This is a genomic window from Propionivibrio pelophilus DSM 12018 (genome assembly GCF_059569095.1).
Window position 1 is genome coordinate 106141 of sequence record NZ_JCANUT010000004.1, and the last position, 23182, is coordinate 129322.

The 23182-nt window shown below is 59.5% G+C and carries 22 protein-coding genes; 8 read left to right on the forward strand and 14 right to left on the reverse strand.

Annotation, left to right across the window (positions count from 1 at the left end):
* Positions 1 to 22: 22 nt before the first annotated feature.
* Genes BO74_RS03825 through BO74_RS03845 form a run of 5 tightly spaced genes read right to left on the reverse strand, consistent with a single transcriptional unit; the run spans position 23 to position 1522 of the window.
* Positions 23 to 445 (reverse strand): hypothetical protein, encoded by a 423-nt coding sequence (locus BO74_RS03825; protein ID WP_496440159.1) that lies wholly within the window; start codon positions 443 to 445, stop codon positions 23 to 25.
* Entirely contained in the window at positions 442 to 801 is a 360-nt protein-coding gene (locus BO74_RS03830; protein ID WP_496440160.1) for a hypothetical protein, read from the reverse strand. Before BO74_RS03830 ends, BO74_RS03825 begins: the two co-directional genes overlap by 4 nt.
* Before the next feature lies 1 nt (position 802).
* Positions 803 to 976: a hypothetical protein gene (locus BO74_RS03835; RefSeq protein ID WP_496440162.1), complete on the reverse strand. Its 174-nt coding sequence runs from the start codon at positions 974 to 976 to the stop codon at positions 803 to 805.
* A complete protein-coding gene (locus tag BO74_RS03840) occupies positions 973 to 1284 on the reverse strand; it encodes a hypothetical protein (RefSeq protein WP_496440164.1) in 312 nt (103 codons plus the stop codon). Before BO74_RS03840 ends, BO74_RS03835 begins: the two co-directional genes overlap by 4 nt.
* 1 nt (position 1285) lies before the next feature.
* A complete protein-coding gene (locus tag BO74_RS03845; protein WP_496440165.1) occupies positions 1286 to 1522 on the reverse strand; it encodes a hypothetical protein in 237 nt (78 codons plus the stop codon).
* Between the two features lie 137 nt (positions 1523 to 1659).
* Here BO74_RS03845 and BO74_RS03850 point away from each other — a divergent pair, with 137 nt between their 5' ends.
* Positions 1660 to 2418 carry a hypothetical protein gene (locus BO74_RS03850; RefSeq protein WP_496440166.1) on the forward strand — a complete coding sequence of 253 codons (759 nt, stop codon included), beginning with the start codon at positions 1660 to 1662 and terminating at the stop codon, positions 2416 to 2418.
* A gap of 24 nt (positions 2419 to 2442) precedes the next feature.
* On the opposite strand, the gene BO74_RS03855 is transcribed toward BO74_RS03850, so the two are convergent.
* Positions 2443 to 5046: an ankyrin repeat domain-containing protein gene (locus BO74_RS03855; RefSeq protein WP_496440167.1), complete on the reverse strand. Its 2604-nt coding sequence runs from the start codon at positions 5044 to 5046 to the stop codon at positions 2443 to 2445.
* A 230-nt stretch (positions 5047 to 5276) separates the two neighbouring features.
* A complete protein-coding gene (locus BO74_RS03860) occupies positions 5277 to 5510 on the reverse strand; it encodes a tyrosine-type recombinase/integrase (protein ID WP_496440169.1) in 234 nt (77 codons plus the stop codon).
* Between BO74_RS03860 and BO74_RS03865 the strand changes: the two genes are divergently transcribed.
* The 5 genes from BO74_RS03865 to aroD all read left to right on the forward strand — a co-directional run bounded on the left by BO74_RS03865 (position 5463) and on the right by aroD (position 11397).
* The gene (locus BO74_RS03865; protein WP_496440171.1) at positions 5463 to 7076 is read left to right on the forward strand and encodes a DNA internalization-related competence protein ComEC/Rec2; all 1614 of its coding nucleotides are present in this window, start codon (positions 5463 to 5465) and stop codon (positions 7074 to 7076) included. The two genes, BO74_RS03860 and BO74_RS03865, sit on opposite strands and share 48 nt — an antisense overlap.
* Positions 7077 to 7235: 159 nt before the next feature.
* A complete protein-coding gene (locus BO74_RS03870; protein ID WP_496440172.1) occupies positions 7236 to 8228 on the forward strand; it encodes a tripartite tricarboxylate transporter substrate binding protein in 993 nt (330 codons plus the stop codon).
* 238 nt (positions 8229 to 8466) lie between these two features.
* Positions 8467 to 8958 (forward strand): tripartite tricarboxylate transporter TctB family protein, encoded by a 492-nt coding sequence (locus BO74_RS03875; RefSeq protein ID WP_496440173.1) that lies wholly within the window; start codon positions 8467 to 8469, stop codon positions 8956 to 8958.
* Positions 8955 to 10484, forward strand: a complete 1530-nt coding sequence (locus BO74_RS03880; protein ID WP_496440175.1) for a tripartite tricarboxylate transporter permease — start codon at positions 8955 to 8957, stop codon at positions 10482 to 10484. The genes BO74_RS03875 and BO74_RS03880 overlap by 4 nt, the downstream gene beginning before the upstream one ends.
* A gap of 127 nt (positions 10485 to 10611) precedes the next feature.
* A complete protein-coding gene (aroD, locus tag BO74_RS03885; RefSeq protein WP_496440176.1) occupies positions 10612 to 11397 on the forward strand; it encodes a type I 3-dehydroquinate dehydratase in 786 nt (261 codons plus the stop codon).
* Positions 11398 to 11484: 87 nt separating this feature from the next.
* Here the strand turns inward: aroD and BO74_RS03890 are convergent, their stop codons facing one another.
* From BO74_RS03890 to tpx, 3 genes are all read right to left on the reverse strand, one after another.
* Positions 11485 to 11793 (reverse strand): hypothetical protein, encoded by a 309-nt coding sequence (locus BO74_RS03890; RefSeq protein WP_496440178.1) that lies wholly within the window; start codon positions 11791 to 11793, stop codon positions 11485 to 11487.
* Between the two features lie 143 nt (positions 11794 to 11936).
* Entirely contained in the window at positions 11937 to 12509 is a 573-nt protein-coding gene (locus BO74_RS03895; RefSeq protein ID WP_496440180.1) for a DOMON-like domain-containing protein, read from the reverse strand.
* A 61-nt stretch (positions 12510 to 12570) separates the two neighbouring features.
* Positions 12571 to 13077 (reverse strand): thiol peroxidase, encoded by a 507-nt coding sequence (gene tpx / locus BO74_RS03900; RefSeq protein ID WP_496440181.1) that lies wholly within the window; start codon positions 13075 to 13077, stop codon positions 12571 to 12573.
* A 160-nt stretch (positions 13078 to 13237) separates the two neighbouring features.
* Here tpx and pepN point away from each other — a divergent pair, with 160 nt between their 5' ends.
* Positions 13238 to 15940, forward strand: a complete 2703-nt coding sequence (pepN, locus tag BO74_RS03905; RefSeq protein ID WP_496440183.1) for an aminopeptidase N — start codon at positions 13238 to 13240, stop codon at positions 15938 to 15940.
* A gap of 142 nt (positions 15941 to 16082) precedes the next feature.
* Entirely contained in the window at positions 16083 to 19109 is a 3027-nt protein-coding gene (locus BO74_RS03910) for a sensor domain-containing protein (protein WP_496440185.1), read from the forward strand.
* Between the two features lie 895 nt (positions 19110 to 20004).
* Here the strand turns inward: BO74_RS03910 and BO74_RS03915 are convergent.
* From BO74_RS03915 to amrB, 4 genes are read right to left on the reverse strand one after another with little or no spacing between them, the layout of a single operon-like run.
* The gene (locus tag BO74_RS03915; protein WP_496440186.1) at positions 20005 to 20679 is read right to left on the reverse strand and encodes a dienelactone hydrolase family protein; all 675 of its coding nucleotides are present in this window, start codon (positions 20677 to 20679) and stop codon (positions 20005 to 20007) included.
* 8 nt (positions 20680 to 20687) lie between these two features.
* On the reverse strand, positions 20688 to 21788 hold the full coding sequence (amrS, locus tag BO74_RS03920; RefSeq protein WP_496440189.1) for an AmmeMemoRadiSam system radical SAM enzyme: 1101 nt from the start codon (positions 21786 to 21788) through the stop codon (positions 20688 to 20690).
* Complete coding sequence (gene amrA, locus BO74_RS03925; protein ID WP_496440191.1) at positions 21785 to 22333, reverse strand: AmmeMemoRadiSam system protein A; 549 nt, start codon at positions 22331 to 22333, stop codon at positions 21785 to 21787. The genes amrS and amrA overlap by 4 nt, the downstream gene beginning before the upstream one ends.
* Positions 22323 to 23156: an AmmeMemoRadiSam system protein B gene (amrB, locus tag BO74_RS03930; protein ID WP_496440192.1), complete on the reverse strand. Its 834-nt coding sequence runs from the start codon at positions 23154 to 23156 to the stop codon at positions 22323 to 22325. Before amrB ends, amrA begins: the two co-directional genes overlap by 11 nt.
* Positions 23157 to 23182 lie beyond the last annotated feature (26 nt).

The following is a 23182-nucleotide window of genomic DNA, read 5'->3' on the forward strand; positions in this document are numbered from 1 at the left end:
TCCTCACTCATACATTTATTTTTCATTTTGATTCCTTCTTTTTAAACTTCCATTCAAGTCCGGACTCCTTTACCTTATCAGGAATCAACTTCTGGTACTCTTCAAATTTCAAACTGGCTATACCAATACCGCCAATCTCCTTGAATAGTTCTTCACGGGCGGCATTGTGTAACATTCCTTCTGGCGTCTTATCCCACAACTGCCGTTCAAATTCTGCCCGTGACATTCCCATTGCTTCCTCTTCCGCTGACTTCTCTTCTTCTTCAGTGGGAGGACGATCATATGGGATGCATTCCTCAACCTCCCACACTTCGAAGACATTTTTTGATGTTGCGTCTTCAATGTCGTAGATGTTCTCTCGAGCGTGGTCAAGAGCATCTGCTTCATCAACTGCCTCTACCTTTAAGATAAAGGTAACAGTTCTCTTTACAATGTATTCACTCATTTCGGTTCTCCTTTCAATCGTGCCAAATTTTCTTTAGCTTTTGCGAAATCTACTTCGTACTTTGCTATCAGTAGTTTTGACATCTCGATTTGTTGTCGAAGAGTTGGAAGGTCTTCAACTTCAATCTCATCTCCATTTGGATTACGGAGAGTGACATCATTAGGGGATTTGAAATCGGTTTCAATACACTGATCAAACTCGAGTACCTCACCATCGTTCATCGTCAAGTAAAGAGTACCCCGCATAACGTTGTACGATTCAATGTCTTCGAGGGCATACTCCTCATTTTCGTCAAGGAGTTCTTCAATATCGAACTCGATCCACGAACTATAAGATGCTGTTATTGTGTATGTCATTTCAGTTCACCTCTCTCAGTTCATTTACTAATGCCTGATGTTTCAATGTCTTTGCTTCACTCAAGATAAGTCGGAACGCCTTCATCATGTCGGCCTCATTCATATCAACTACACGTTTGCGGAATGCTTCGTTCGTTGATACAACTTCGGTCAAGTCAATCGTTACGTCTTTCATTTCCATTCTCCCTTAACTTCGATTTGTTCAAGATGTTTCATAAGTTGATTGACGTACACTTTTAGATCCCGGACGCGGTTTCTACTGATTTGTGCAAATGTTTCTACTTCGACACTACTCAAACCTACTTCTCCCCTCGCTTTCTTAAAATTTTCAACGGTTGTGCTTACGACCTTGATAATTTGTAACTGACACTCAAGCCCTTCAATACAACCATCGAAAGTCGTTGATTTGTTGTCTTCAAAGTAGTCACAATCTTGTTGATCAAAAGGACGGAGACGGCTCGGTTGTTTCTTTACTATTTTCATTTCACTTCTCCTTGGTGATATGCTTTCGAACGTTTTCCAATACTTTTTCAACCTCTACATCCTTCGGGCTGAATTCGTTTTCTGCGTCCATCAAGGTGTTCCACAGTTCAGTGAACTGTGATTCAAGACGGCGCTTCAATTTATTTTCAGTAAGGGCGGTGTTGTCTAAATAACCACGGACAAGTTCAAGCATAAAAATAGAGTCTTCGATTTGTTCCCGGATAAGATTCACGTTCATTTGTATTACCTCACTATGTTGTTTCCGGTTAGCGGTATTGCTGAACCAGTGAACACAGTTTACTTTTCCGCTGAACGCATTAACATTGGCTATCTATTACACAGAATTAGGGTGTTAATGTGCGACAGGGCGCGGGATTGATCAGCTTTCCCTACACCCCACCAACCAATACAGAGGACGTGAAGGACTCTGTGTATTACTGGTGGTGGATGTATCTGAAACGGAACAAGGAGTACGGGCCAGCCAGTGACCTGTACTCAGATTTCGGGGATGTCAGCGGGGATGACTTCTGGGCGTGGTGGCGTAGCGAAGCGCCAGCTGATGACGGGCGACGACCAGCACGCAATGGGGTCGAGAAGAGGCGCGGGGTCTATCTGTTTGCGGATCCTGAGAAGAAGTATCCATTCGTCAGGATCAGAGGACCACTTCCAGAAGAGGCATACACCGACGATTCGGTTTTATTGCTTCAGGTGCCTCTCGACGAACCAGACTCAGAACTGTTCAAGCGATTCGTTGCGTATGTGGATACCTTCAAGGAACGGTATCAGGCCAATAGGGGCGACGAGCGAGAGGATCGGAGAGGGATTCGGGCTGCTCGATCCAGTCAGGCCAGGTATCCAGTCGTGGGCCAACCCAATGTGGCGGCGCTGGAGAAAACACTCAAAGTCTACGACTATCGACTAGCCAATCCAGACCTGACATTATGGGAAGTGTGGCTAGCCCTGAACCCATATTTGGCAAATGAATTAGCCCCGAAACCACGAGACGAATTCAAAAAACGAAGTATCCCGAACATCAAGATGTCATGGGCGGCTGGGGTCAGTCGTTACATCAAGAAAGCAGAAGCGATGATCAAGAATGCTGGTCGTGGTCGCTTCCCAGATTTGTCGAAATGACGGTAGCCGATAGAGCCGGAGTGTTCAAATAGCTTCCATTGCTTTTTTCAAGCCCAACTCGTTGGAAAGGTAATCGACAATTTCCAGTTTGTCGACTTCGAAATTTCTCGCATTTTTCTTCTTGTTGAAGAGATCTAAATCGCGACTAGCCATGGCGAGATCTAGTGCATTCATACCATCTGAATTGACAGCATGAATATCTGCACCGTGTGTAACCAATGCTTTGACGAACTCAATTTCTCGCTTCCATGAGGCAATCAACAATGGCGTCCATCCGAGGTGATCTCTGGCGTTTGGATTTGCACCAACTTCGAGTAACCATTTAATTTCTGCGTTGCTTGCCCCGTAGCCAGAGCATAATTTCATTAATGCAGTCCACTCGTCGGGTAAATTCGAGAAAAGATTTGGGCCGAGTCCATCAACGCTAGCTCCGGCAGATAGCAGTGCTTTCATTGCTTCAATTGAGGCTCCAGCTGCATACATTGACGAACCATATCGAGGATGGGATACATCAACCTTTGCACCGGCTGAAATCAAGCGAAGAGCCGCTTCTTCTTTACCATATTCAACCAACGCACAGATTAGAAGTGGCAGGCCTTGATACCCTATGGCGTTAACATCAGCACCAGCGTCAATTAAAAGGTTAATGACACTAATTATTGAGCTATTAGTCTTGAAGTCGAAAGAACGGATAGCAGTAAAAAGCGGCGTTTCCCCGTTTGGGTCAATCGAGTTTGGCACTGCTCCAGCTTTAATCAAGCTCGAAACTGATCGAACTTTGAAATTTCTGACCTCATTAAATAAAGACTTATCCGGATAAGACAAATTAGGATCAATGTATGGGACGTCCTGGCTAAAAATGCTGTACACACTAAGGCTATCTGCACACTTCAGCTGATCAATTGAGAAAGGATCCGGTGCCGGAACTGATCGACTCAAATGCTCTTCAATCAGAACAACTAAGTCACTATTTGGCGATCTGCTTTCGTTTGCTATCGACAGCAGATTTTTGTCCCAATACTTAATATGAATGTTCGCTCCATGTTCCAGCAGTAATTTGCTGGTTGAAACATGACCATTTTTAACTGCTAACATTAATGGGAAAAATTTTTCAGAAATTTCTGGATTTACATCTGCACCTGCTGAAATCAGTAGCTCACAAACATCATCGTGACCATTTTCAGCAGCACATCCAAGCGCACTATGAGCAGTCATGCCATTAGCCTTCGAGATCATCCGTGCGCCATGCGAAATCAACAAAGTGCAAATACTGGCGTGCCCGTTTTGTGCTGCATACGCAAGGCTATTTAAACCCCAATCAGAATGGGCGTTTACACTCGCATCAGCTTCTTCCAGAAGAAATTTGCAGGTGGCCTCGTCGCCACGCTCTGCTGCTTCAATTAATGCTGTCTTTCCATCTAGTGAATAGTTGGCATGAAACTCAACAATTGCAACCTCCGCGCCAAGACAGTTCGAGTGTAGCGGCCCACACTTAAGCATCTGCGCCAAAAAATCTGATTCTCCCAACCGAGCCATGTAATTAAACATATCCGTACAGTGACGAAGCAATGGTCCTTTGCTGAAAATGAATTTGCAGACATCCACATGCCCGTTTTCGGCGGCCCATAAAATCGCTGGCTTGTACTGAGACCTGTTGCTGGAATTGATATCGGCCCCCTGTTCAAATAGCTTCTGAACCGTTTTCAAGTCGCCCTTCCTTGCGGCAGAAACAAATTTTGAGCTTAACTCTGGGTCTTCTGCCGGGTTGTATGGCTTCTCAACTTTCACCGTTCTCAGCGTTGTAACTGTCCCCAAATAATCTGCGATCTCACTGGGTTTTGTTCCGTCACCACGAGCAATGTCGAAAGCGGTTTCCCCGCTAGAAGAAAGCGCATTTGCATCTGCGCCGTGTTCGATCAGCAGCTTGCACTTCTCAACTGTTCCATCAAAACCAGCGGCACACATTAACGGTGTCCAATCCTCTTCATCACCGCGTGCGTTTACATCTGCGCCGTATTGGATAAGTAGACGGCATGCTTCAATATCACTTATTAGCTTTAGCGGAGTGTCATATCCATCAGAAGCATGAGGATCAGCCCCTGCCTCCAACAACATTTTCACAACTTCATAGCTATTCGCTCGCAGGAGAGGCGTTTGTCCTTCCTTATGAGAAAACTCCTTGCATCTCGCATTTACATCAGCGCCGGCCTCTATTAATCTTTTGTAGATGATCGGATTTGAAACACTATTCAATTGCTTACACGCCAGAATAGTTTCTCCGTCGTCCCCCACAAGCGTTGCATCTGCGCCGTGGCTGAGAAGGAATTCAACTATCTCATCATGTCCATTCCACGCTGCGTACATCAACGCCGTATGCCTCGAATATTTACTCTTAGCATTTACATCAGCGCCGGCATCTACTAGAACTTGGCAAACTTCGGCTTTCCCGATTCTGGCCGCGTAGGCTAACGGTGGTAGGCCGCTAGCCTCATAGTTACTTAAATTGTTGCAGAATTGATTGATGAGAGTTTTTGCATCGTCACCTGCAAGAAACTCTCGAATTTGTTTGATCCTGCAGTTTTTCGATTTTATTTCGCTGAATAACTCTTGGATATTCTTGATGGCCATGACGCAACTGAACCCCACGCTCTTATATGCTATATGAATAGAAAGCACCGATGACTAACGGTAAGAATATTGATCTAGCTACGTCAGTCGTTTAACGGACAGACTCCACGATACCGCGATCTTGGTTTTTTTGATAATAATGTCATTGGTGTTGATGGTGGAGGCACTCGTATCACTCACCCGATTTGTCCCTTATCACTTTTCCGTTCGCTCAATATAATACTCCGGTGTTATTTATCGAGCAGAGCGACAGCACGCTTTGATGATTCTGCCGGTGATAAACGGGCGTAGTTATTTTGTGTGGTGGCAACGGAAGCATGGCCAAGGATGACGCTCACATCGCTGATCGACAGACCGCCGCGGACCATTTTGGAGGCCAACGTCTTCCGCATCGTATGGTATCCGACTACTCCGTTATGAGGCCCCTTTTTGCCCCGCCATTCACATTGCGTTTTAATAGACATCAGATCAGCATTTCCGGGTTGCACGTGACGATGATCGCGGCGCTCTGTGCGCTGGCGGTCGGCACGCTCTGGCGGCGCAGCGAGCGGCTGATGCTGCGGCTGCCTGCGCAAAAGGCAGCGATCGCCGCCGGCTGGGCTGCCGCGTTCTTCTATGCGTCGCTTGCCGGCTTCGAGGTGCCCGCGCAACGCACGCTGTACATGCTCAGCGTTCTTGCTGCCGCCCTGTGGGCGGGGCGGAACCTTGGCGTCGTGCGCACCCTTCTTCTGGCCTTGCTCGCCGTCGTGCTGATCGACCCGTGGGCGGTCCTGGCGACGGGGTTCTGGCTCTCTTTCGGTGCGGTGGCCGTTTTGTTCTACGCCGGCAGCGCGCGTCTTGGGAGGGCCGAGCACCGTCGCTGGCGCAGCGCGCTGATGCAGTGGGGGGCGGCGCAGTGGGCGGTGACGGTCGGCGGTTTGCCCCTGTTGCTTCTCTTTTTTCAGCAGTTTTCGCTGGTTTCGCCGCTGGCCAACCTGATGGCGGTTCCCGTGGTGAGCTTTGTCGTCACGCCGTTGGCGTTGTTTTTCGCGGTGATCCCCTGGCCGCCGCTGCTGCATCTCGACCACTGGGTCATGGTGCAGTTGATGACCGTGCTCGACTGGCTGGCCACCTGGCCGGTCTGGCAGCAGGCTGCGCCGCCGCTGTGGGCAGTTCTTCTGGCGTTGTTCGGGGCGCTCTGGTTGCTGCTGCCGCGCGGCTTTCCGGGTCGCTGGCTCGGCCTGTGCCTGCTTCTGCCCGCGATGTTTCCGCCTCTTTCCCGTCCCGATGCAGGTGAAGCGTGGGCTGATGTGCTCGATGTCGGGCAAGGTTTGGCCGTGGTCGTCCGTACCGCCAGGCATACGCTGCTTTACGACACCGGTCCGAGCTACGGCGGCGAGGCCGACGCCGGCCAGCGGGTCGTCGTGCCTTTTCTCCAGGCGAACGGCGTCACCCTGCTCGATGCGCTGGTCGTTTCGCACCGCGACAAGGATCACGCAGGCGGGTTGGGCTCCGTGCTGAGCGCACACGGTCCGGTCGGGCGCGTCCTGGCGTCGTTTGCCGAAGCGGGCGGCGAGCGATGCGCTGCCGGGCAATCGTGGGAATGGGATGGCGTTCGCTTCACGATCCTGCATCCCGAGCCTGCCGACTACGAAAATCAGAAACAGACGAACGGCCTCTCCTGTGTTTTGCGCGTGCAGAGCGCCGGGGCAAGCCTGCTGTTGCCCGCGGATATCGAGGCAGCGAACGAGCGGGCGCTGCTGGCCCGTGCGCCGGCTGATGTGCGTGCCGACGTGCTGGTCGTGCCGCATCACGGAGGCAAGGGTTCCTCGACACCATCGTTCGTGTCTGCCGTGGCGCCCGCGCACGCGGTGTTTTCCGCCGGCTACCGCAACCCGTTCGGCCATCCGCGGCCGAACATCATCGCTCGCTATGGGGGGAGTTCGATCTGGCGCACCGATCGGGATGGCGCCTTGCGGGTCGTCCTCGGGGAGCGTGCGGGGGTGACGTCGTGGCGGGCAACGCATCGGCGCTACTGGCAAGGGCGGTGACCTCTGCAGCCGACCGCGGGGGGCAAATTACCCGACTTTAGTCGGGTGACGGGACTTGCCGGGATTCCTAGTATCGGGTTCGAGTCGGCACGCCAGAGGCCGGCTGACTGGCCGCCGTTTTTCGGCAGCTTTTCCAGTGAGACATAACGGAGGGATTCAATGATTGCAAAGAAGCTTTTGGGCGCCGTCGCGCTGGGCCTGATCACCACCGTCGCCTCGGCGGCGTATCCGGAACGTGATATCACCGGGACCATCATGTGGGGCGCCGGCGGAGCGATGGACGTCGTTTCACGCGCCATTCAGCCGCATGCCGAGGCCGTTCTCGGGAAGAAGATCGTGATGGTCAACAAGCCGGGCGGCACCGGCGCGATCGCGACAAACTTCGTCAACAATGCGCCGAACGATGGTTACAACATCCTTTTCGGTGCGGAAAACCCGCAGCTGCACAAGATTCTCGGACTGGCCCAGTTCGACTACGACAAGTTCTTCCCGGTGGCTCTCCTCGCGCGCAGCGTCGGCGTGATCGTCGTCAAGGCCGATGCGCCGTGGAAAACGCTGACCGAACTCGTGGACGATGCCAAGAAGCGCCCCGGCAAGATCAAGATGGCCATGACCGGTCCCGGCGGACTGCCGCATACCGTGGCGTCGATGCTCGGCGCGGTGACGAAATTCAATGCGATATCGGTTCCTTTCGACGGCGAAGGTCCGGCTGTCACCGCCGTGATGGGCGGGCATGCCGATTTCGCGCCGGTCGGCGTCGGCGCCGCGACGGAAAGCATCAAGGCCGGGCGGATTCGTGCGCTGGCCGTGGTGAATACGGATCCGGTCGATTCGCTGCCCGGCGTGCCGCCCGTCACCAAGGAGTATCCGGACTTCGCCAAGTACCTCCCGTGGGGGCCGTTCTACGGCGTTTTCGTGCGCAAGGACACGCCGGACGACATCAAGGCGACGCTGGTCGATGCGTTCAAGAAGGCTGCTGACAACGAGCAGTTCAAGAAGCTGATGACCGACCGCGGCAACCTGATGATGAACATCTCCGGTGCCGAGGCCGAGGCGTTCCTGACGAAATGGCAATCGGTGACCAGCTGGCTACTGCAGGATGTTGGCGCCGCGAAGATCTCGCCGGAAAAATTCGGCATTCCGAAGCCCTGATCTTCAGGGAAGGGCTGACTTATTGCGGATGCGTCATTCCGGCGAACGCCGGAATCCAGGAAATTCAACGAACTGGACCCCGGCTTTCGCCGGGGTGACGAACTCTTCTGCATTCATTTGGAAAAAATCGCAGCGGTGTTCCCCGTGCGGCATTGACTGCCCCGGGGGGCTGTCGGCGGGCGCCCGGCGCCCGTGATTTTCCCGCGGAGGTGTGTCGAAAGTGATTAGCGAAAAGGAAATGCACAAGCCGAGGCTGCCCGGCGAGCTCGGGTTTTGTCTGGCGTTGCTGTTGTTCAGCCTGACGGCGTTTTATCTCTCGTACGGGATCTCCGGTTTTGCGTCGTGGAGCTCCGCCGGCTCGCTGCCCCTTGGGGCCAGTCTGGTGATGTGCGTGAGCTCGCTGGTGATCATCTTCCGTGAGTTGAAGAAGCCGGTGCCGGAACTCAAGCTCGGCAAGACGCTGGGCCAGAGCTTCTTCGAGAAAGTCTTCCCGGCGCGGCACATGATCTTCATCTTCGTGCTGATCGCCTACATGTTCCTGCTTGAACCGCTCGGTTTCATCACCGCGTCGTTCCTGTATCTGGTGGCTGCCAGCCTCGTGCTGGGCGAACGCCGCTACGTGCACATGATCGTCAGCAACGTCTTGTCGCTGGCTGTCGTTTACCTCGTTTTCCAGATCGCCTTCTCGGTAGTGCTGCCGGAAGGGCCTCTCGAAAGGATCTTCCGATGAGCGACGTATTGCTGAATCTCTCGTACTTCGGGATGAGCTTCCTTGATCCCTACCTGATGTTCCTGACCGCGGCAGGCGTGTTCTTCGGCATCTACGTCGGGGCGATTCCTGGGTTGTCGGTGACGATGGCGGTGTCGATCCTGATTTCCTTTACCTTCAAGTGGGGCGTCAACGATGCGCTGGCATTGATCGCCGGGATCTATTACGGCGGCGTCTATGGCGGCTCGCGCAGTGCCATCCTGATCAACGTGCCGGGGGCACCGGCGGCCATCGCTTCGGCGCTGGACGGCTATCCGCTGGCCAAAATGGGCGAGGCCGGGCAGGCGATCGGGCTGACCACGATCATGGGCGTGTTCGGTGGTTTGATCGGCGTGCTGTGTCTGGCCGTCGGGGCGCCGATGCTGTCGGATCTTGCGCTACTCTTTGCGCCGCGCGACTACATGATGCTGGCGATCTGGGGGCTGCTGCTGGTCGGCAGCCTGTCCGGCGGGATGATGGCCAAGGGCGTGTTCGCCGGGGCGTTGGGCATCCTCTTCGGCATGGTCGGACTTGATCCGCTGACGGCGGAGCCGCGCTTCACCTTCGGTTCCGTGCATCTGACCGCCGGCGCGCCGTATGTGGCCGCGATGATCGGTCTGTTTGGCGTGTCGGAAGTGCTCGTCCAGCTACACGAACTGCATTTCGCGACGGTGAAACAGAATGTCAGCAAACTGTTCCCGTCGTGGAGCCTGATCCGCAAGCATCTGCCGCTGGCCTCACGCTGTTCCGTCCTCGGGGTGATTGTCGGTGCGTTGCCCGGCGCGGGCGGTGATATCGCGGCGCTGATGGCCTACGACCACGCCAAGCGCACGGTGAAGAACCCGGAACGGCCGTTCGGCGAAGGCGCGTGGGAAGGCGTCGTGGCACCGGAATCGGCGGCGGTCGGCTCCGTCGGTGGCTGCTACATCCCGATGCTGACCCTCGGCATTCCGGGCGACGCGGTGACCGCGGTGATCATCGGCGCGCTCTACATCCACGGTCTGAAACCCGGGCCGATGATGCTGCTGGAAACGCCGCATCTCTTCTGGTTTACCGTCGGCAACCTGGCCCTCGCCTGCATCTGGCTGGCGGTTTTCGGCTTCATGGGCATCAAGCTGTTCGCCAAGATCGTCGAGATTCCGAAGTCCGCGCTGCTACCGATGATCGTCGTGCTCTCGGCGGTGGGTTCCTATGCCATCGAGAACAATCCGGTGCATATCTACTGGATGCTCGGCTTCGGCGTGGCCGGCTACTTCCTGAAGATGTACGGCTACCAGGTGGGGCCGGTCATCCTCGGCATCATTCTCGGCCCGTTGCTCGATTCGAACTACCGGCGCGCGATGATCTCGGTGGGCAACGACCCGGCGGAGTTCGCCGCCGAATTTTTCACCAGTCCGGTGTCGCTGGTCCTGCTGGCGCTGCTGTCGCTCACCATACTCAGCCAGACGCGCTACTGGGGGCGGCTGCTCGGCTGTTTCCGGCGGGCTGGTCCGGGGGCAGCGAGTTAGCGTAACATTGACGGCCCCGAACTCCGGTCCGGGGCCCGGCGATTTGCGGGGAAGGCTGATACGGGTTGCGTCGAGAGGAAAACCAACTGTCCGTGGCCTTACAAATTACACTCGGGAGCGTGCAAGCATGAAAGAAACCAAACTGGTCCAGGTGCAGGGAAAACCCCTTGGTGGTGGAACCCTGCCGATCATCATCACACCGCTGGTCGGCAAGACGCGGGCGGCGATTCTCGAAGAAGTCGCCTTCATCGTCCCGAAAAAGCCGGACCTGCTCGAATGGCGGATCGATTTCTTCGAAGCGATCGGCGACATCCCGGCCGTGATCGAAACCGCGCTGGCGATCCGCCAGGCGGCGAACGGCATCCCGGTGCTGCTGACACGGCGCAACGTGACCGAGGGCGGGCAGCCGCTGACGATCGACGAACCTGCCGTGGTGGCGATGTACACCGCCGCATGCCAGGCCAAGTGCGTCGAACTGATCGACTACGAACTTTCCAACGCGCCTGCCGATATCCAGGCCCTGCGCGAGGTATCGAAGGCCAGCGGCATCGGCATGGTCATGTCGTTCCATAACTTCCAGATGACGCCCGATGCGGCGACACTCGACAGCAAGTTCGCCGCTGCCAAGCAATACGGCGCCGACGTCGGCAAGGTTGCGGTAATGCCGACCAACGAGCTCGACGTCCTCGAACTGCTGGCAGCGACCAGCCGCGCCCGCGAGACGCTCGACATCCCGCTGATCAGCATGTCGATGGGCGGTATCGGTTCCCTGTCGCGGATCATGGGCTGGGCGTACGGATCGGCCGCGACCTTCGCTGTCGGCAAGAGCAGTTCCGCGCCGGGTCAGGTCGCCATCGAAGACCTGCGCACGGCACTGGCGATCGTCCGTCAGGCGGTGACCGGCGGGCAGTAAGCCTCTCCGGCAACATCACCACACGCGGGCCCCGCCGTAATGGCGGGGCCTTTGTTTATGGTCCTTGGAGTGTCGTTTCGCCCGTACTCAACGACCTCCATCCAGTGACGCAAGGAAGCGGCCGCGCGCCGATTCCAGTGTTGTCTGCTGCTTGTCCGGAACAAGTGCCCGGCATTCGGTGTAGAACGCATTGAACGCGCGCAGGACCTCCGCTCTCGCGACGACGTCGTTCCTTGTCTCGCGCGTGGCTTCCCTTTCGCCAATCGGCCTGAGTACGGCGGATCTCGGAATCAGCTGCGGTCCGTGTGGACCGGTCCCGAACATCGGTCCTGTCTTTACGTATTCCTCGCCCTTGTATTCGAAGCGGGCGCCATCGGGCAGTTGGTGGATTTTCATAAGTTTCGAATCAGGAAGCGAGAGTTGTGGCGATCGCACGTTACCTTCCGCGATCAACGTATTACTCGGAATGACCGCTCGTTGGCAGGAATGGAGTCATTCGAGTCGAATGATTTGAATGGCCGATGACGACAATAATGGTGTTATTCCGCGAGCGCTGGCGACTCGATGACGAATCCTGAACGGTCATGGAAATCGGGACGCTCGGCAGGGTTTTTCAGTGCCCAGTAGCTGTGGCCGCCGTCGATCGTGTCGGCGGCTTCGACGACCGCCGTGAGGCCGATGCGCCATAAACCTCCGGCAGGAGGCGCAGGCAGGGTTGATAATGCGACAACCGCTTCCAGTTCCAGCCGGCCATCTGTCTGGTAGACGGAGATTTCCGGTGCCGGCATCGCTACCTCGCCGGGTATGCGTTGGCGGTAGTCGCTGAAGTCGTACGCGGCCCACTGTCCGGAGGGCGAGAAGTTGAATTCCCGATAGGCCGTGTCGCCGTCGCGGCCGATGAAGGCCTCGAAACAGGTGTGTTCCCAGAGGTTGTCAGTGCGGTCCGTGCCCTGTTGCGCCGGAACGCGCAGACGGACGATGTCGCCGCGCAGGCAGTAGTGGAAGACGATGCGCCCCGGATGAAAGCTGACTGAGGCGTCGATGCTGCGCACCGCGGGTGCTGGGGTCGCCAGGTGGTGGATGAGCGGGAAAGTGTTTATTTGGACGGGCATGGAGCCGCGATTCTAATCGCTCCATGCCCTGGCAAGAAAGCTGACTGAAATCAGTCTGAAATCAGCCCAGCGCCTTTATAGCAGCGTCGTAATCCGGCTCGTTCTTGATTTCGGAAACGAGTTCGCTATGCAGCACCTTGTTGTGCTCGTCAAGGACGATGACGGCGCGGGCGGCGGCGCCGACCAGCGGGCCGGTCGAGATCTCGACGCCATAGTCATGGATGAACTCGTGGCCGCGCATTGTCGACAGGGTGATGACATTGGTCAAGCCTTCGGCGCCGCAAAAACGTTTCTGCGCGAACGGCAGGTCGGCGGAAATGCACAGCACGACGGTGTTCTGCAGTTCGCTGGCGCGCTTGTTGAAGGTGCGCACCGAGGTGGCGCAGGTCGGCGTGTCGATGCTCGGGAAGATATTCAGCACCTTGCGCTTGTCGTCGAACTGCTTGAGCGGGACGTCGGTCAGGTCGTTCGCGACGAGCGAGAAGTCGTGAGCGGTATCGCCTTTGTGCGGGAAGTTGCCGACGATCTTGATGGGGTTGCCGCCGAGGGTGACGATGTTGGGTTTCATGTTCTTTCCTCTAATTGTCTGGTTGTAATGGGTGTTTCTGCCACGGCGCGCCAGCGGGTTGGCGCCACCGATGGCCCTTTGTCAGCCACCTTTCGGAAAAGTTCGTGACGTCGGGTTCCGGTATCATTTCGCCTTCTCTTGTTTCCCCGATCTTGCCGACATGTCCAACGATACGCCTGTCCCCGTCCGTCTTGAAGACTACACGCCGCCACCATTTCTGATCGATACCGTCAAACTCGACGTGGATGTCCGGGAGGATGGCACGATCGTCGCGGCCACGCTCGATATCCGGCGGAATCAGGCCGGTGCTGCGCAGATCCCTCTGGCGCTAGATGGCGAGGATCTGGAAACGCTGTCGGTCGGCGTCGATGGGCGTGCCCTTGCGGCGAGTGAGTTCAGCGTTGACGGCAACCGGCTGACGATTGCCGAGGTGCCCGATCGCTTCACCCTGACGACGACGGTGCGCATCCAGCCCGACAAGAACACGCAACTCTCCGGCTTTTACCGCTCGCGCGACGGTTACTTCACGCAGTGCGAGCCGCAAGGCTTCCGGCGCATCACCTGGTTCATCGATCGCCCCGACGTAATGGCGCGCTACACGGTGACGCTGCATGCCGACAAGGCGACGTTCCCGGTGCTGCTGGCCAACGGCAACCCGGTCGCGGCCGGCGACGATGCGGACGGCCGCCATTTCGCTACCTGGGAAGACCCGTTCCGCAAGCCGAGTTACCTGTTCGCCATGGTCGCCGGCAAGCTCGACGTGTTGCGCGATACCTACCGCACAGCGTCGGGCCGCGAGGTGCAGCTGGCGATCTACGTCGAACCCGGCAAGCTCGACCAGTGCCCGCACGCGATGGAGGCACTGAAGAAATCGATGCACTGGGATGAGCAGCGCTTCGGCCTCGAATGCGATCTCGACCACTACATGATCGTCGCCGTCGGCGACTTCAACATGGGGGCGATGGAGAACAAGGGCCTCAACATTTTCAACACCAAGTACGTGCTGGCGCGCGCCGATCTGGCGACCGACACTGATTTCGAGAACATCGACCGCGTCGTCGCGCACGAGTATTTCCACAACTGGACCGGCAACCGCGTCACCTGCCGCGACTGGTTCCAGCTCTCGCTGAAGGAAGGACTGACGGTGTTCCGCGACCAGGAATTCGGCGCCGACACGCACAGCCGGCAGGTTGCCCGCATCCGCGAGGTGCGCGGCCTGCGCGCCATGCAGTTCCCCGAGGATGCCGGCCCGATGGCGCATCCGGTGCGCCCGTCGACCTACGTCGAGATCAACAACTTCTACACGGCGACGGTGTATGAAAAGGGCGCCGAGGTCGTGCGCATGATCCAGACGCTGATCGGCCGCGAGGCCTTCCGCAAGGGCATGGACATCTACTTCGAGCGGCACGACGGGCAGGCGGTGACCTGCGATGACTTCGTCGCGGCGATGGCAGCGGCGTCGGGATTCGACTTCACCCCATTCATGGCCTGGTACCGCCAGGCTGGAACGCCGCGCGTCACGGCACGCGGCACGTACGATGCGGCGAGTCGTTGTTACACGCTGACGCTGGCTCAATCCTGCGCGCCGACACCGGGGCAGCCCGAAAAGATGCCGTACCTGATCCCCGTCGCGGTCGGCCTGGTCGGGCCGGGCGGTGAAAATTTCGATCTGACGGTTCAAGCGCCGTCATTCCGGCGAAAGCCGGAATCCAGGATTGCGGAGAACGAACTGGATCCCGGCCTTCGCCGGGATGACGGAGAATCAAGGCAAACCGTCGTGTTGCAACTCACCGAACCCGAGCAGACCTTCGTCTTCGAAAACGTTCCCGCCGCGCCGGTGCCCTCGCTGCTGCGCAACTTCTCGGCGCCGGTCGTCCTCGACTACCCGTACAGCGACGCCGACCTCGCGCACCTGCTGGCGCACGACAGCGACCCGTTCAACCGCTGGGAGGCCGGGCAACGCCTGTTCGGGCGATTGATCCTGGCCAATGCGCAACGAATCAGCGAGGGCGCGACCGCCGACTGGCCCGCCAGCGTGATCGACGCGGCGCGCAAGGTGCTGCTTGGCGACAGCGATCCGGCGTTCATCGCCGAGGCATTGACCCTGCCCGGCGAAGCGACATTGGCCGAGCAGCTGGAGGTGGTCGATCCCGAGGCGCTGTTCCAGTCACGCAGCGGGTTGGCGAGAACACTGGTGGTGGCGCTGGAAGCCGATTTCCGGACGCTGTACACGCGTCTGGCGCCGGTCGGTGACTATCGGCCGGAAACGGCCGACGCCGGGCGGCGGCGCCTGCGCAACCTCTGTCTCGATTACCTGAATCGCACCGAGTCCTCCGGCAATCGCGCGCTGGCCTTCGGCCAGTTCCTCACCGCCGACAACATGACCGACCAGTTCGCCGCGCTCGCCGTACTGGCGAACAATCCGGGCGACGAGGGCGGGCAGGCCCTGGCCGATTTCTACCGGCGCTGGCAGCACGAGGCGCTGGTGGTCGACAAGTGGCTGGCGGTGCAGGCCGCGAGCTGTCTGCCGGATACGCCGCAGCGTGTGGAAGAGCTCACGCGGCACCCGGCCTTCGATCTGAAGAACCCGAACAAGGTGTATTCGCTGCTGCGCACGTTTGGCGCCAATCACCGGCATTTCCACGCCGCTGACGGCAGCGGCTACCGCTTCCTCGCCGGTCGCATCGCCGAACTCGATCCGGTCAATCCGCAGGTCGCGGCGCGCCTTGCCCGCTGTTTCGATCGCTGGAAGAAGTTCGACGCCGGCCGGCAGGCGCAGGCGCAGGGGGCGCTGGAAAGCCTGCATCGGCAGGACGGATTGTCGCGCGACGTGTTCGAGGTGGTAGACAAGGCGTTGCGGTAAGCCCTGCCGGGCTTTCTTTCCAGCCAGCGCAGTGGGACAATCCGCCCTTTCGTTTTTTCCAGGCACGTCAAGAAGGCGGAGAACCGCCTCCGTGCCGCTCTGGTGTGCAGTCGTCGACTGCACCGCCCGTAGGGTCGATTGAATGAAGCGCCTTCCCGCGTTGTTGCTGTTCGTTCTGGCTGCGTTTCCCGCCTTCGCTGATACACCGCCCGATATCACTCTGATCGACGTGTGGGGACAACATCGCGACTGGATCATCGCGTTGTCGATTCTCCTGTCGCTGTTGACCGCCGCGCTGGTACGCCTCGGCTGGCAGCGCCGGAAGCTTCGCCTCGCTGAGCAGCAACTGCGGCAGGAAAAGCAGCACCTTGCCGACGTGATCTGGGGTACCGACATCGGGACGTGGGAGTGGAACGTGCAGACCGGCGAGGTGGTCTTCAACGAGCGTTGGGCGGAGATTGTCGGTTTTCGTCTCGACGAACTGGCGCCGTTGAGCATCGATACCTGGAACCGGCTGGCGCACCCGGACGATCAGGATCGCTCGAACGAGCTGCTGCGCCGTTGCTTCAGGCGGGAAGCGGAGACGTACGACTGCGAGGTGCGCATGCGTCACCGCGACGGACACTGGGTCTGGGTGCAGGACCGCGGACGCGTGGTGCAATGGACGGCGGACGGCAAGCCGTTGCGCATGTCGGGGACGCATCTGGACATTACCGCACGCAAGGAAAACGAGGCGGTGATCGCCGGCAGCGAGGCACGTCTGCGCACCATCTTCGGCATCCTGCCCATCGGTGTGGCGCTGCTCGACCGCGAAGGGCGGATCATCGAATGCAACGCGGCGTCGGAGCAGATGCTCGGACTGGGGCGCGCCGAGTTCCTGGTGCACAAGCTGGAAGGCGGGGAGGTGGAGCTGTTCCTGCCGGACGGCACGCCGATGCCGCAGGAGGCCTATGCCAGTGTCCGTGCGTTTGCCGAGGGGCGTCCGGTTCAGGATGTCACCTTCGAAGTGCGCTCGCCGACCGCGAACCGCTGGCTGAGTGTCAGCGCCACGCCGATCGATCACCCGCGCTACGGCATGGTGATGGCCTACGTGGACATCACTCAGGCACGCCTGGCCGAAGCCCGGCTGCAACTGGCCGCCAGCGTGTTTTCCCATGCCCGCGAGGGGATTGTGATCACCGACGCGGACGCCGATATCCTCGACGTCAACCAGGCGTTTGCCGAAATCACCGGCTACACCCGCGAGGAGGTCATCGGCCGCAACCCCCGCCTGCTCAATTCCGGCTGGCAGACAGCGGATTACTATGCGGAGATGTGGCGAACACTGCTGGAAAATGGCCACTGGTACGGCGAGGTCTGGAACCGGCGCAAGAGCGGCGAGATTTTCCCGGAAATGCTGAAAATCAGCGCCGTGCGCGACGCGGGCGGCAAGGTTCGGAACTACGTCGGGCTGTTTTCCGATATCACTGAAATCAAGAGCCATCAGCAGCAGCTCGAGCACATCGCGCATTACGACGTGCTGACAAATCTGCCGAACCGCTTGCTGTTCGGCGAGCACCTGCATCAGGCCATGGCGCAGGCGGTACGGCGCGACAACCAGCTGGCGGTGATCTATCTCGACCTCGACGGCTTCAAGGCGATCAATGACCAGCACGGCCACAACGTCGGCGACAGCCTGCTCGTCGCGCTGGCGCACCGCATGCGCGCCGTGCTGCGCGAGGGCGACATTCTGGCGCGGCTGGGCGGTGATGAATTCGCCGCCGTGCTCGTCGACCTGAAGTCGGCGGTCGAGTGTCAGCCGGTCCTGGGTCGCCTGTTGCGTGCCGCAGGCGATCCGGTGGAAATCGACGACGTCGTGCTGCGGGTGTCGGCGAGCATCGGCTACACGCTGTATCCCCATGACCGGGCCGATGCCGATCAGCTTCTGCGCCACGCCGATCAGGCCATGTACTCGGCCAAGCAACTCGGCAAGAACTGCACCTGCCTGTTCGACGTGGATCAGGATGCTGCGATACAGAGTCAGCGCGAGACGATAGAGCATATCCGCCGCGCCTTCGACCGCAACGAGTTCGTTCTCTACTACCAGCCGCGGGTGAACATGAAGACCGGGCGCGTCGTCGGTGCCGAAGCGTTGATCCGCTGGCAACATCCGCAGCGCGGCCTGCTGCTGCCCGGCGAATTCCTGCCGGTGGTTGAAAATCGCCCGCTCGGGGTGGCGATCGGCGGTTGGGTGATCAATACCGCCTTGCGGCAAATGGAGGCCTGGCGGCACCTTGGGCTGGATATCCCGGTCAGCGTGAATATCGCTTCGCGCCAGATGCAGCACGCCGATTTCGTTTCCGGCTTGCGCGAATCGCTGGCCGTGCATCCCGAGGTGCCGCCGTCGCGCCTGGAACTGGAAGTGCTGGAGACCAGCCTGCTCGACGACCTGATGCACGCCCGCGAGATCATGAACGCCTGCCGCGAACTCGGCGTACGTTTCGCGCTCGACGATTTCGGCACCGGCTATTCCTCGCTGACCTACCTGCGCCGCTTGCCGGCCGACATCCTGAAGATCGACCAGAGCTTCGTGCGCGACATGCTCGACGATCCGGAAGATCTGGCCATCGTCCAGGGCGTGCTCAGCCTGGCCAAGGCCTTCCGGCGCGGGGTCGTCGCTGAGGGGGTGGAAACCGTGGAGCACGGCGAACTGCTGATCCTGATGGGTTGCGAACAGGCGCAGGGGTTCGGGGTCGCCCGGCCGATGCCGGCCGACGAGTTGCCGGGCTGGGTGCGATCCTGGTGCCCGGACCCTGAATGGGCGCAGTGGCAAGAGCGAATCCCCGGCCCCGGTACGATTCCGCTGCTGTTCGCCATCGTCGAACATCGCCACTGGCTGTCCGCGCTGCAGCGCTTCCTGCGCGGCGAACGCCGCGAGCCGCCGCTGCTCGATCGCCATTCCTGCCGGTTCTGTACGTGGATCAGGAAAGAAGGACTCGTCTGGTATGCCGTCGAGCCGTCGCTGCAGAGCATCATGGCACGACACGATCGGGCGCACGTTCTGGCCGAAGAACTGCTCTCGCTCCACGCGCGCGGTGAGAGCGCCGAAGTTGAGCTGGGACTCAACACGCTGCACGACCTGAGCGTGGAACTGACCGACGCGCTGCGTCTCCTCGCGCACGACCTCTGACGCTGATTGCATTGCTGCGGCTGTTTTTCCCCCCCCAGCGTGGGTGGTCGCTGACGCGCCGTGTTTCGCCTGCAGGAGAGGTACTTCTTCTTGTCTTGCCAAGAAGAAGTACCCAAGAAGAAGGCGTGCCCGCTGCGTCGCCCGGCGTAGCCGGGTGCTCTGCGCTGCTCGGGTGCAACGGGGGGCTGCGGAACTCGGGGCTTCGCCCCTCAAACAGTCCTCGCCCTTTTTCCCGTTGCGCCCTGCGCTGCTCGACGACGCAGAGGGCAAGAGGAAAACCGAGCGGTGTTTGATACGCTGGCGCGTTAACTCAGATGGTTTTCAGCTTCCCCTTGTGCAGCGCCGAGCAACGGAGGCGAGCCGGGGGAAGTCGGCGAGCACTGTTTGAGGGGCGTAGCCCCGAGTTGCGCAGCCGCCCGGCTTGCCGAGTAGCGCAGGGAAGTCGGCGAAGCCGACCGCGTAACCCGGGGTCGCCTTTTCTTTGGCTCCTTTCTTTTGGCGAAGCAAAAGAAAGGATGCCCGCGCGTCAGGCGCGGAACCAAGCGGTTCTGGCGAAGATCAACGCATCCGTCTCCAAAGCAGCACGGGATAGCGTGGTAGCGGACTGAAGTGCCGTGTTTCGCCTGCAGGCGAGGTACTTCTTATTGTCTTTCCAAGAAGAAGGCGCGCCCGCTGCGTCGCCCGGCGTTGCCGGGTACTCTGCGCTGCTCGTTCGCAACGGGGGGCTGCGGAACTCGGGCCTTTGGCCCTCAGACAGTCCTCGCCCTTTTTCCCGTTGCGCCCTGCGCTGCTCGACGATGCAGAGGGCAAGAGGAAAACCGAGCGGTGTTTGATGCGCTGACGCGTGAGCTCAGATGGTTTTCAGCTTCCTTTCTTCCGCGTGGAGGCCGTGTGCTCATTCCGGCGGACGGTTGGAGAAAAAGTGGATGAACCAGGTCGTTGCCGCGCTGATGCAGGCCGCGACGCCGTTCGATGCGGCATAGTCCGGACCGATTTCCGGAATGAAGCGGAATTCCTTGTGGCAGGTGATTTCTCGCAGCGCACGCCGGTTACTGTCGATGTGCGTTTCGTCCGTTTCTTCGGTCAATACCAGCAGTGGAGCTTCCAGTGCCCGCAGATACAGCACCCCGGCCAGGTCGATCAGACCGCCGCGGCAGACGATCGCTGCGATGTCGTGGTCGCGCAGCGCGGCGACGCGGATGACGACCGGGGAGGTGGCGTTCGCGGCGAAGAGTCCGACGGGCTGATCGCGTAATTCCCCCATGGCGATGCGGTTGCGGAGCAGTCCGAGAAAGTCGGTCAGTCGATGGGCAAGCAGCGGCACGTTGTTGTGGACGTCGGGGAAATGCTCTTCCTGCCGGGAAAGAAGATCGACACTCAGCGTTGAGAGGCCCGCGCGACGGAATTGCCCGGCCAGCAGCTTGTCCTTTGCGTCGAGCGCCAGCGTTGCGTGAGCGAGGACGACGATGCCCGGCGATTCGGGCAGGACGCCGAGTTCCCCGTACAGCAGGCCGTGTTCGGAGGGAATGGAGACTGGAACGCCGAGGCCGTCGGGGGTGAAGTCGAGCATGGTTCTGCTTACCTCCGCGCCAGGTGGACCGGGATGCGCTGCGAGCCGAAGGGTTTGCCGAAACGCCCGAAATGACCTGGAATGCGGGTGTGGCAGTGCGGGCAGCAGCCGTTGTCGGGCAGGTCGTAATGGCGGATGACGTACCAGTCGCGGACGATCAGTGCGGCGTGGCAGGCAGGGCAGAAGGTCGTGTCGCCCTCGGTGTCGTGGACGTTGCCGGTGTACACAAAGTGCAGTCCGGCGTCCATGGCGATGTTCCGGGCACGGGTCAGCGTCGACGGCGGTGTCGGCGGCAGGTCGTCCATCTTCCAGTCCGGGTGGAAGGCCGAGAAGTGCAGCGGCACGTCGGGTCCCAGTTCGCGCGCGACCCATTCGGACAGCGCCTTGATCTCGGTGGCGGAATCGTTCTGGCCGGGGATCAGCAGCGTCGTTATTTCCAGCCAGCAGTCCGTTTCGTGATGGATGTAGGCGAGGGTGTCGAGCACGGGTTGCAGGTGCCCGCCGCAAAGTGTGACGTAGAAGTTGTCGGTGAACGCTTTGAGGTCGACGTTGGCCGCGTCCATCACCGCGAAAAATTCCTTCGCCGGTTCCGGATGGATGTAGCCGGCCGTGACGGCCACTGTCTTGACGCCTTTCTGGTGGCAAGCCTCGGCGGTGTCGATGGCGTATTCGGCGAAGATGACCGGGTCGTTGTAGGTGAACGCCACCGACTGGGCACCGTAGGCCTGAGCCGCGGCGGCGATGCCTTCGGGACTGGCCGAATCCATCAGGCGGTCCATGTCCCGCGACTTGGAGATGTCCCAGTTCTGGCAGAACTTGCAGGCGAGATTGCAGCCGGCGGTGCCGAACGAGAGGATCGATGAGCCCGGGTAAAAGTGGTTGAGCGGCTTTTTCTCGATCGGGTCGATGCAGAATCCCGACGAGCGGCCGTAGGTGGTCAATACCATCCGGTCGCCGATGTTCTGGCGGACGAAACAGGCGCCGCGCTGACCGTCGTGCAGCTTGCAGTCGCGCGGGCACAGGTCGCACTGGATGCGTGCCGGCTTGCCGGTTTCGACCGGCAGCGAGTGCCACCAGCGGGCGGGAAAATCGGATTCCGGGGTTTTCATGGCTCTTTCCATTTCCGGACGCCATAGCGGCTCAGGGTGAGGTTCGGGCCCCAGAAATCAGCCGGCAAGCCGGCCTTGAGCTTGAGGTGTTGGAGAAACAGGCGCGGCGTCTGCAACGATTCCCACACCTGCGGCAGGAAGGTCGCCCGATGGTGTCCGCAGGTCAGGATCAGCCCGTCGACACCGGGGCAGAGTTGCCTGAGCGCATCGTCCTCGTCGGTGAATTTCATGGGCAGGGGCTTGTCGAGCAACGACACTTCGACGCGCGTCTGTTCGAGTTCTCCCCGGCGCAGCGGCGGGAAGCGCGGATCGCTGAAGGCCGCGGCGACGGCGTTCTCGGCGACATCCGTGGCCAGCGGGCGGCACGCCTCCAGGCTGCCGATGCAACCGCGCAACTGCCCGTTCTGCGTGAGCGTGACGAAGGTCGCGGCGGCCTTGGCGAGATCGGGGTGCGACGTGACCGTGCGCGGCTTCATGCCGAATTCCTCCTCGATGGCGTTGCGCGCGATCGTCAGCAGGGCGTGTCCGAGCGGCTCAATGGACATGGTGTTGTTCTCCGCGTTGTCTTCCGGTCTCCGGGGCAAAGAACCCGAAAGCGCCGTAACCGACCACACGCGAGCGGTCGCCGGCGGTGTCGCCCGAATTGCGCAGGTCCAGCTGCTTCACCTGCAAGCCACGTTTGCGTGCAGCCAGCAACAGGCCGTTGATCGGTGTGGCGCCGCAGGCCTGGTAGTGGTTGATCATCGGGTCGAGGCCGAGAATCTGGTGCGCCGTCCGCGTGTCGATGTGCTGGGCGTCTTGGTAGGGCAGGTAGTGCGACAGGTCCGAACTGATGACGATCAGCGTTTCCCGGCCGCCCCACACGCGTTCCAGCACTTCAGCCACCTCGCCGGGCGAGGCGTCGCCGACCGCCAGCGGCAGCAGCGAGAAATCATCAAGCACGGTCTGGAGGAACGGAATTTCGACTTCGAGCGAGTGCTCCTGCGCATGTGCCGCGTCGCTGAACAAGACTTGAGGCAGGTCGCTGATGGCATCCACGGCGGGTTTGTCGATCGGAACGGTGCCGAGCGGCGTGGCAAAAGTATCGCTCCGCGGCAAGGCCAGCCCGCGCACGGCGACGCGGTGCGTGGGGCCGAGCAGAACGACACGATGCACCGTGTTGCGCATGCTGAGCAGCGTGGCGAAGGCGCTGGCGGCGATCGGTCCCGAATAGATGTAACCGGCGTGCGGAACGATGACCGCTTTCGGCGCCGGTTCGCCGTGCAACGGGACGTCGGCGAGCAGTGCCGTGACTTCACGACTCAGGGTGGCGGGCGTGTCCGGGTAGAACATGCCGGCGACGGCGGCAGGACGGAGGTATGTGCTCATGACGAGACTCCTTTCGCTTCACTATA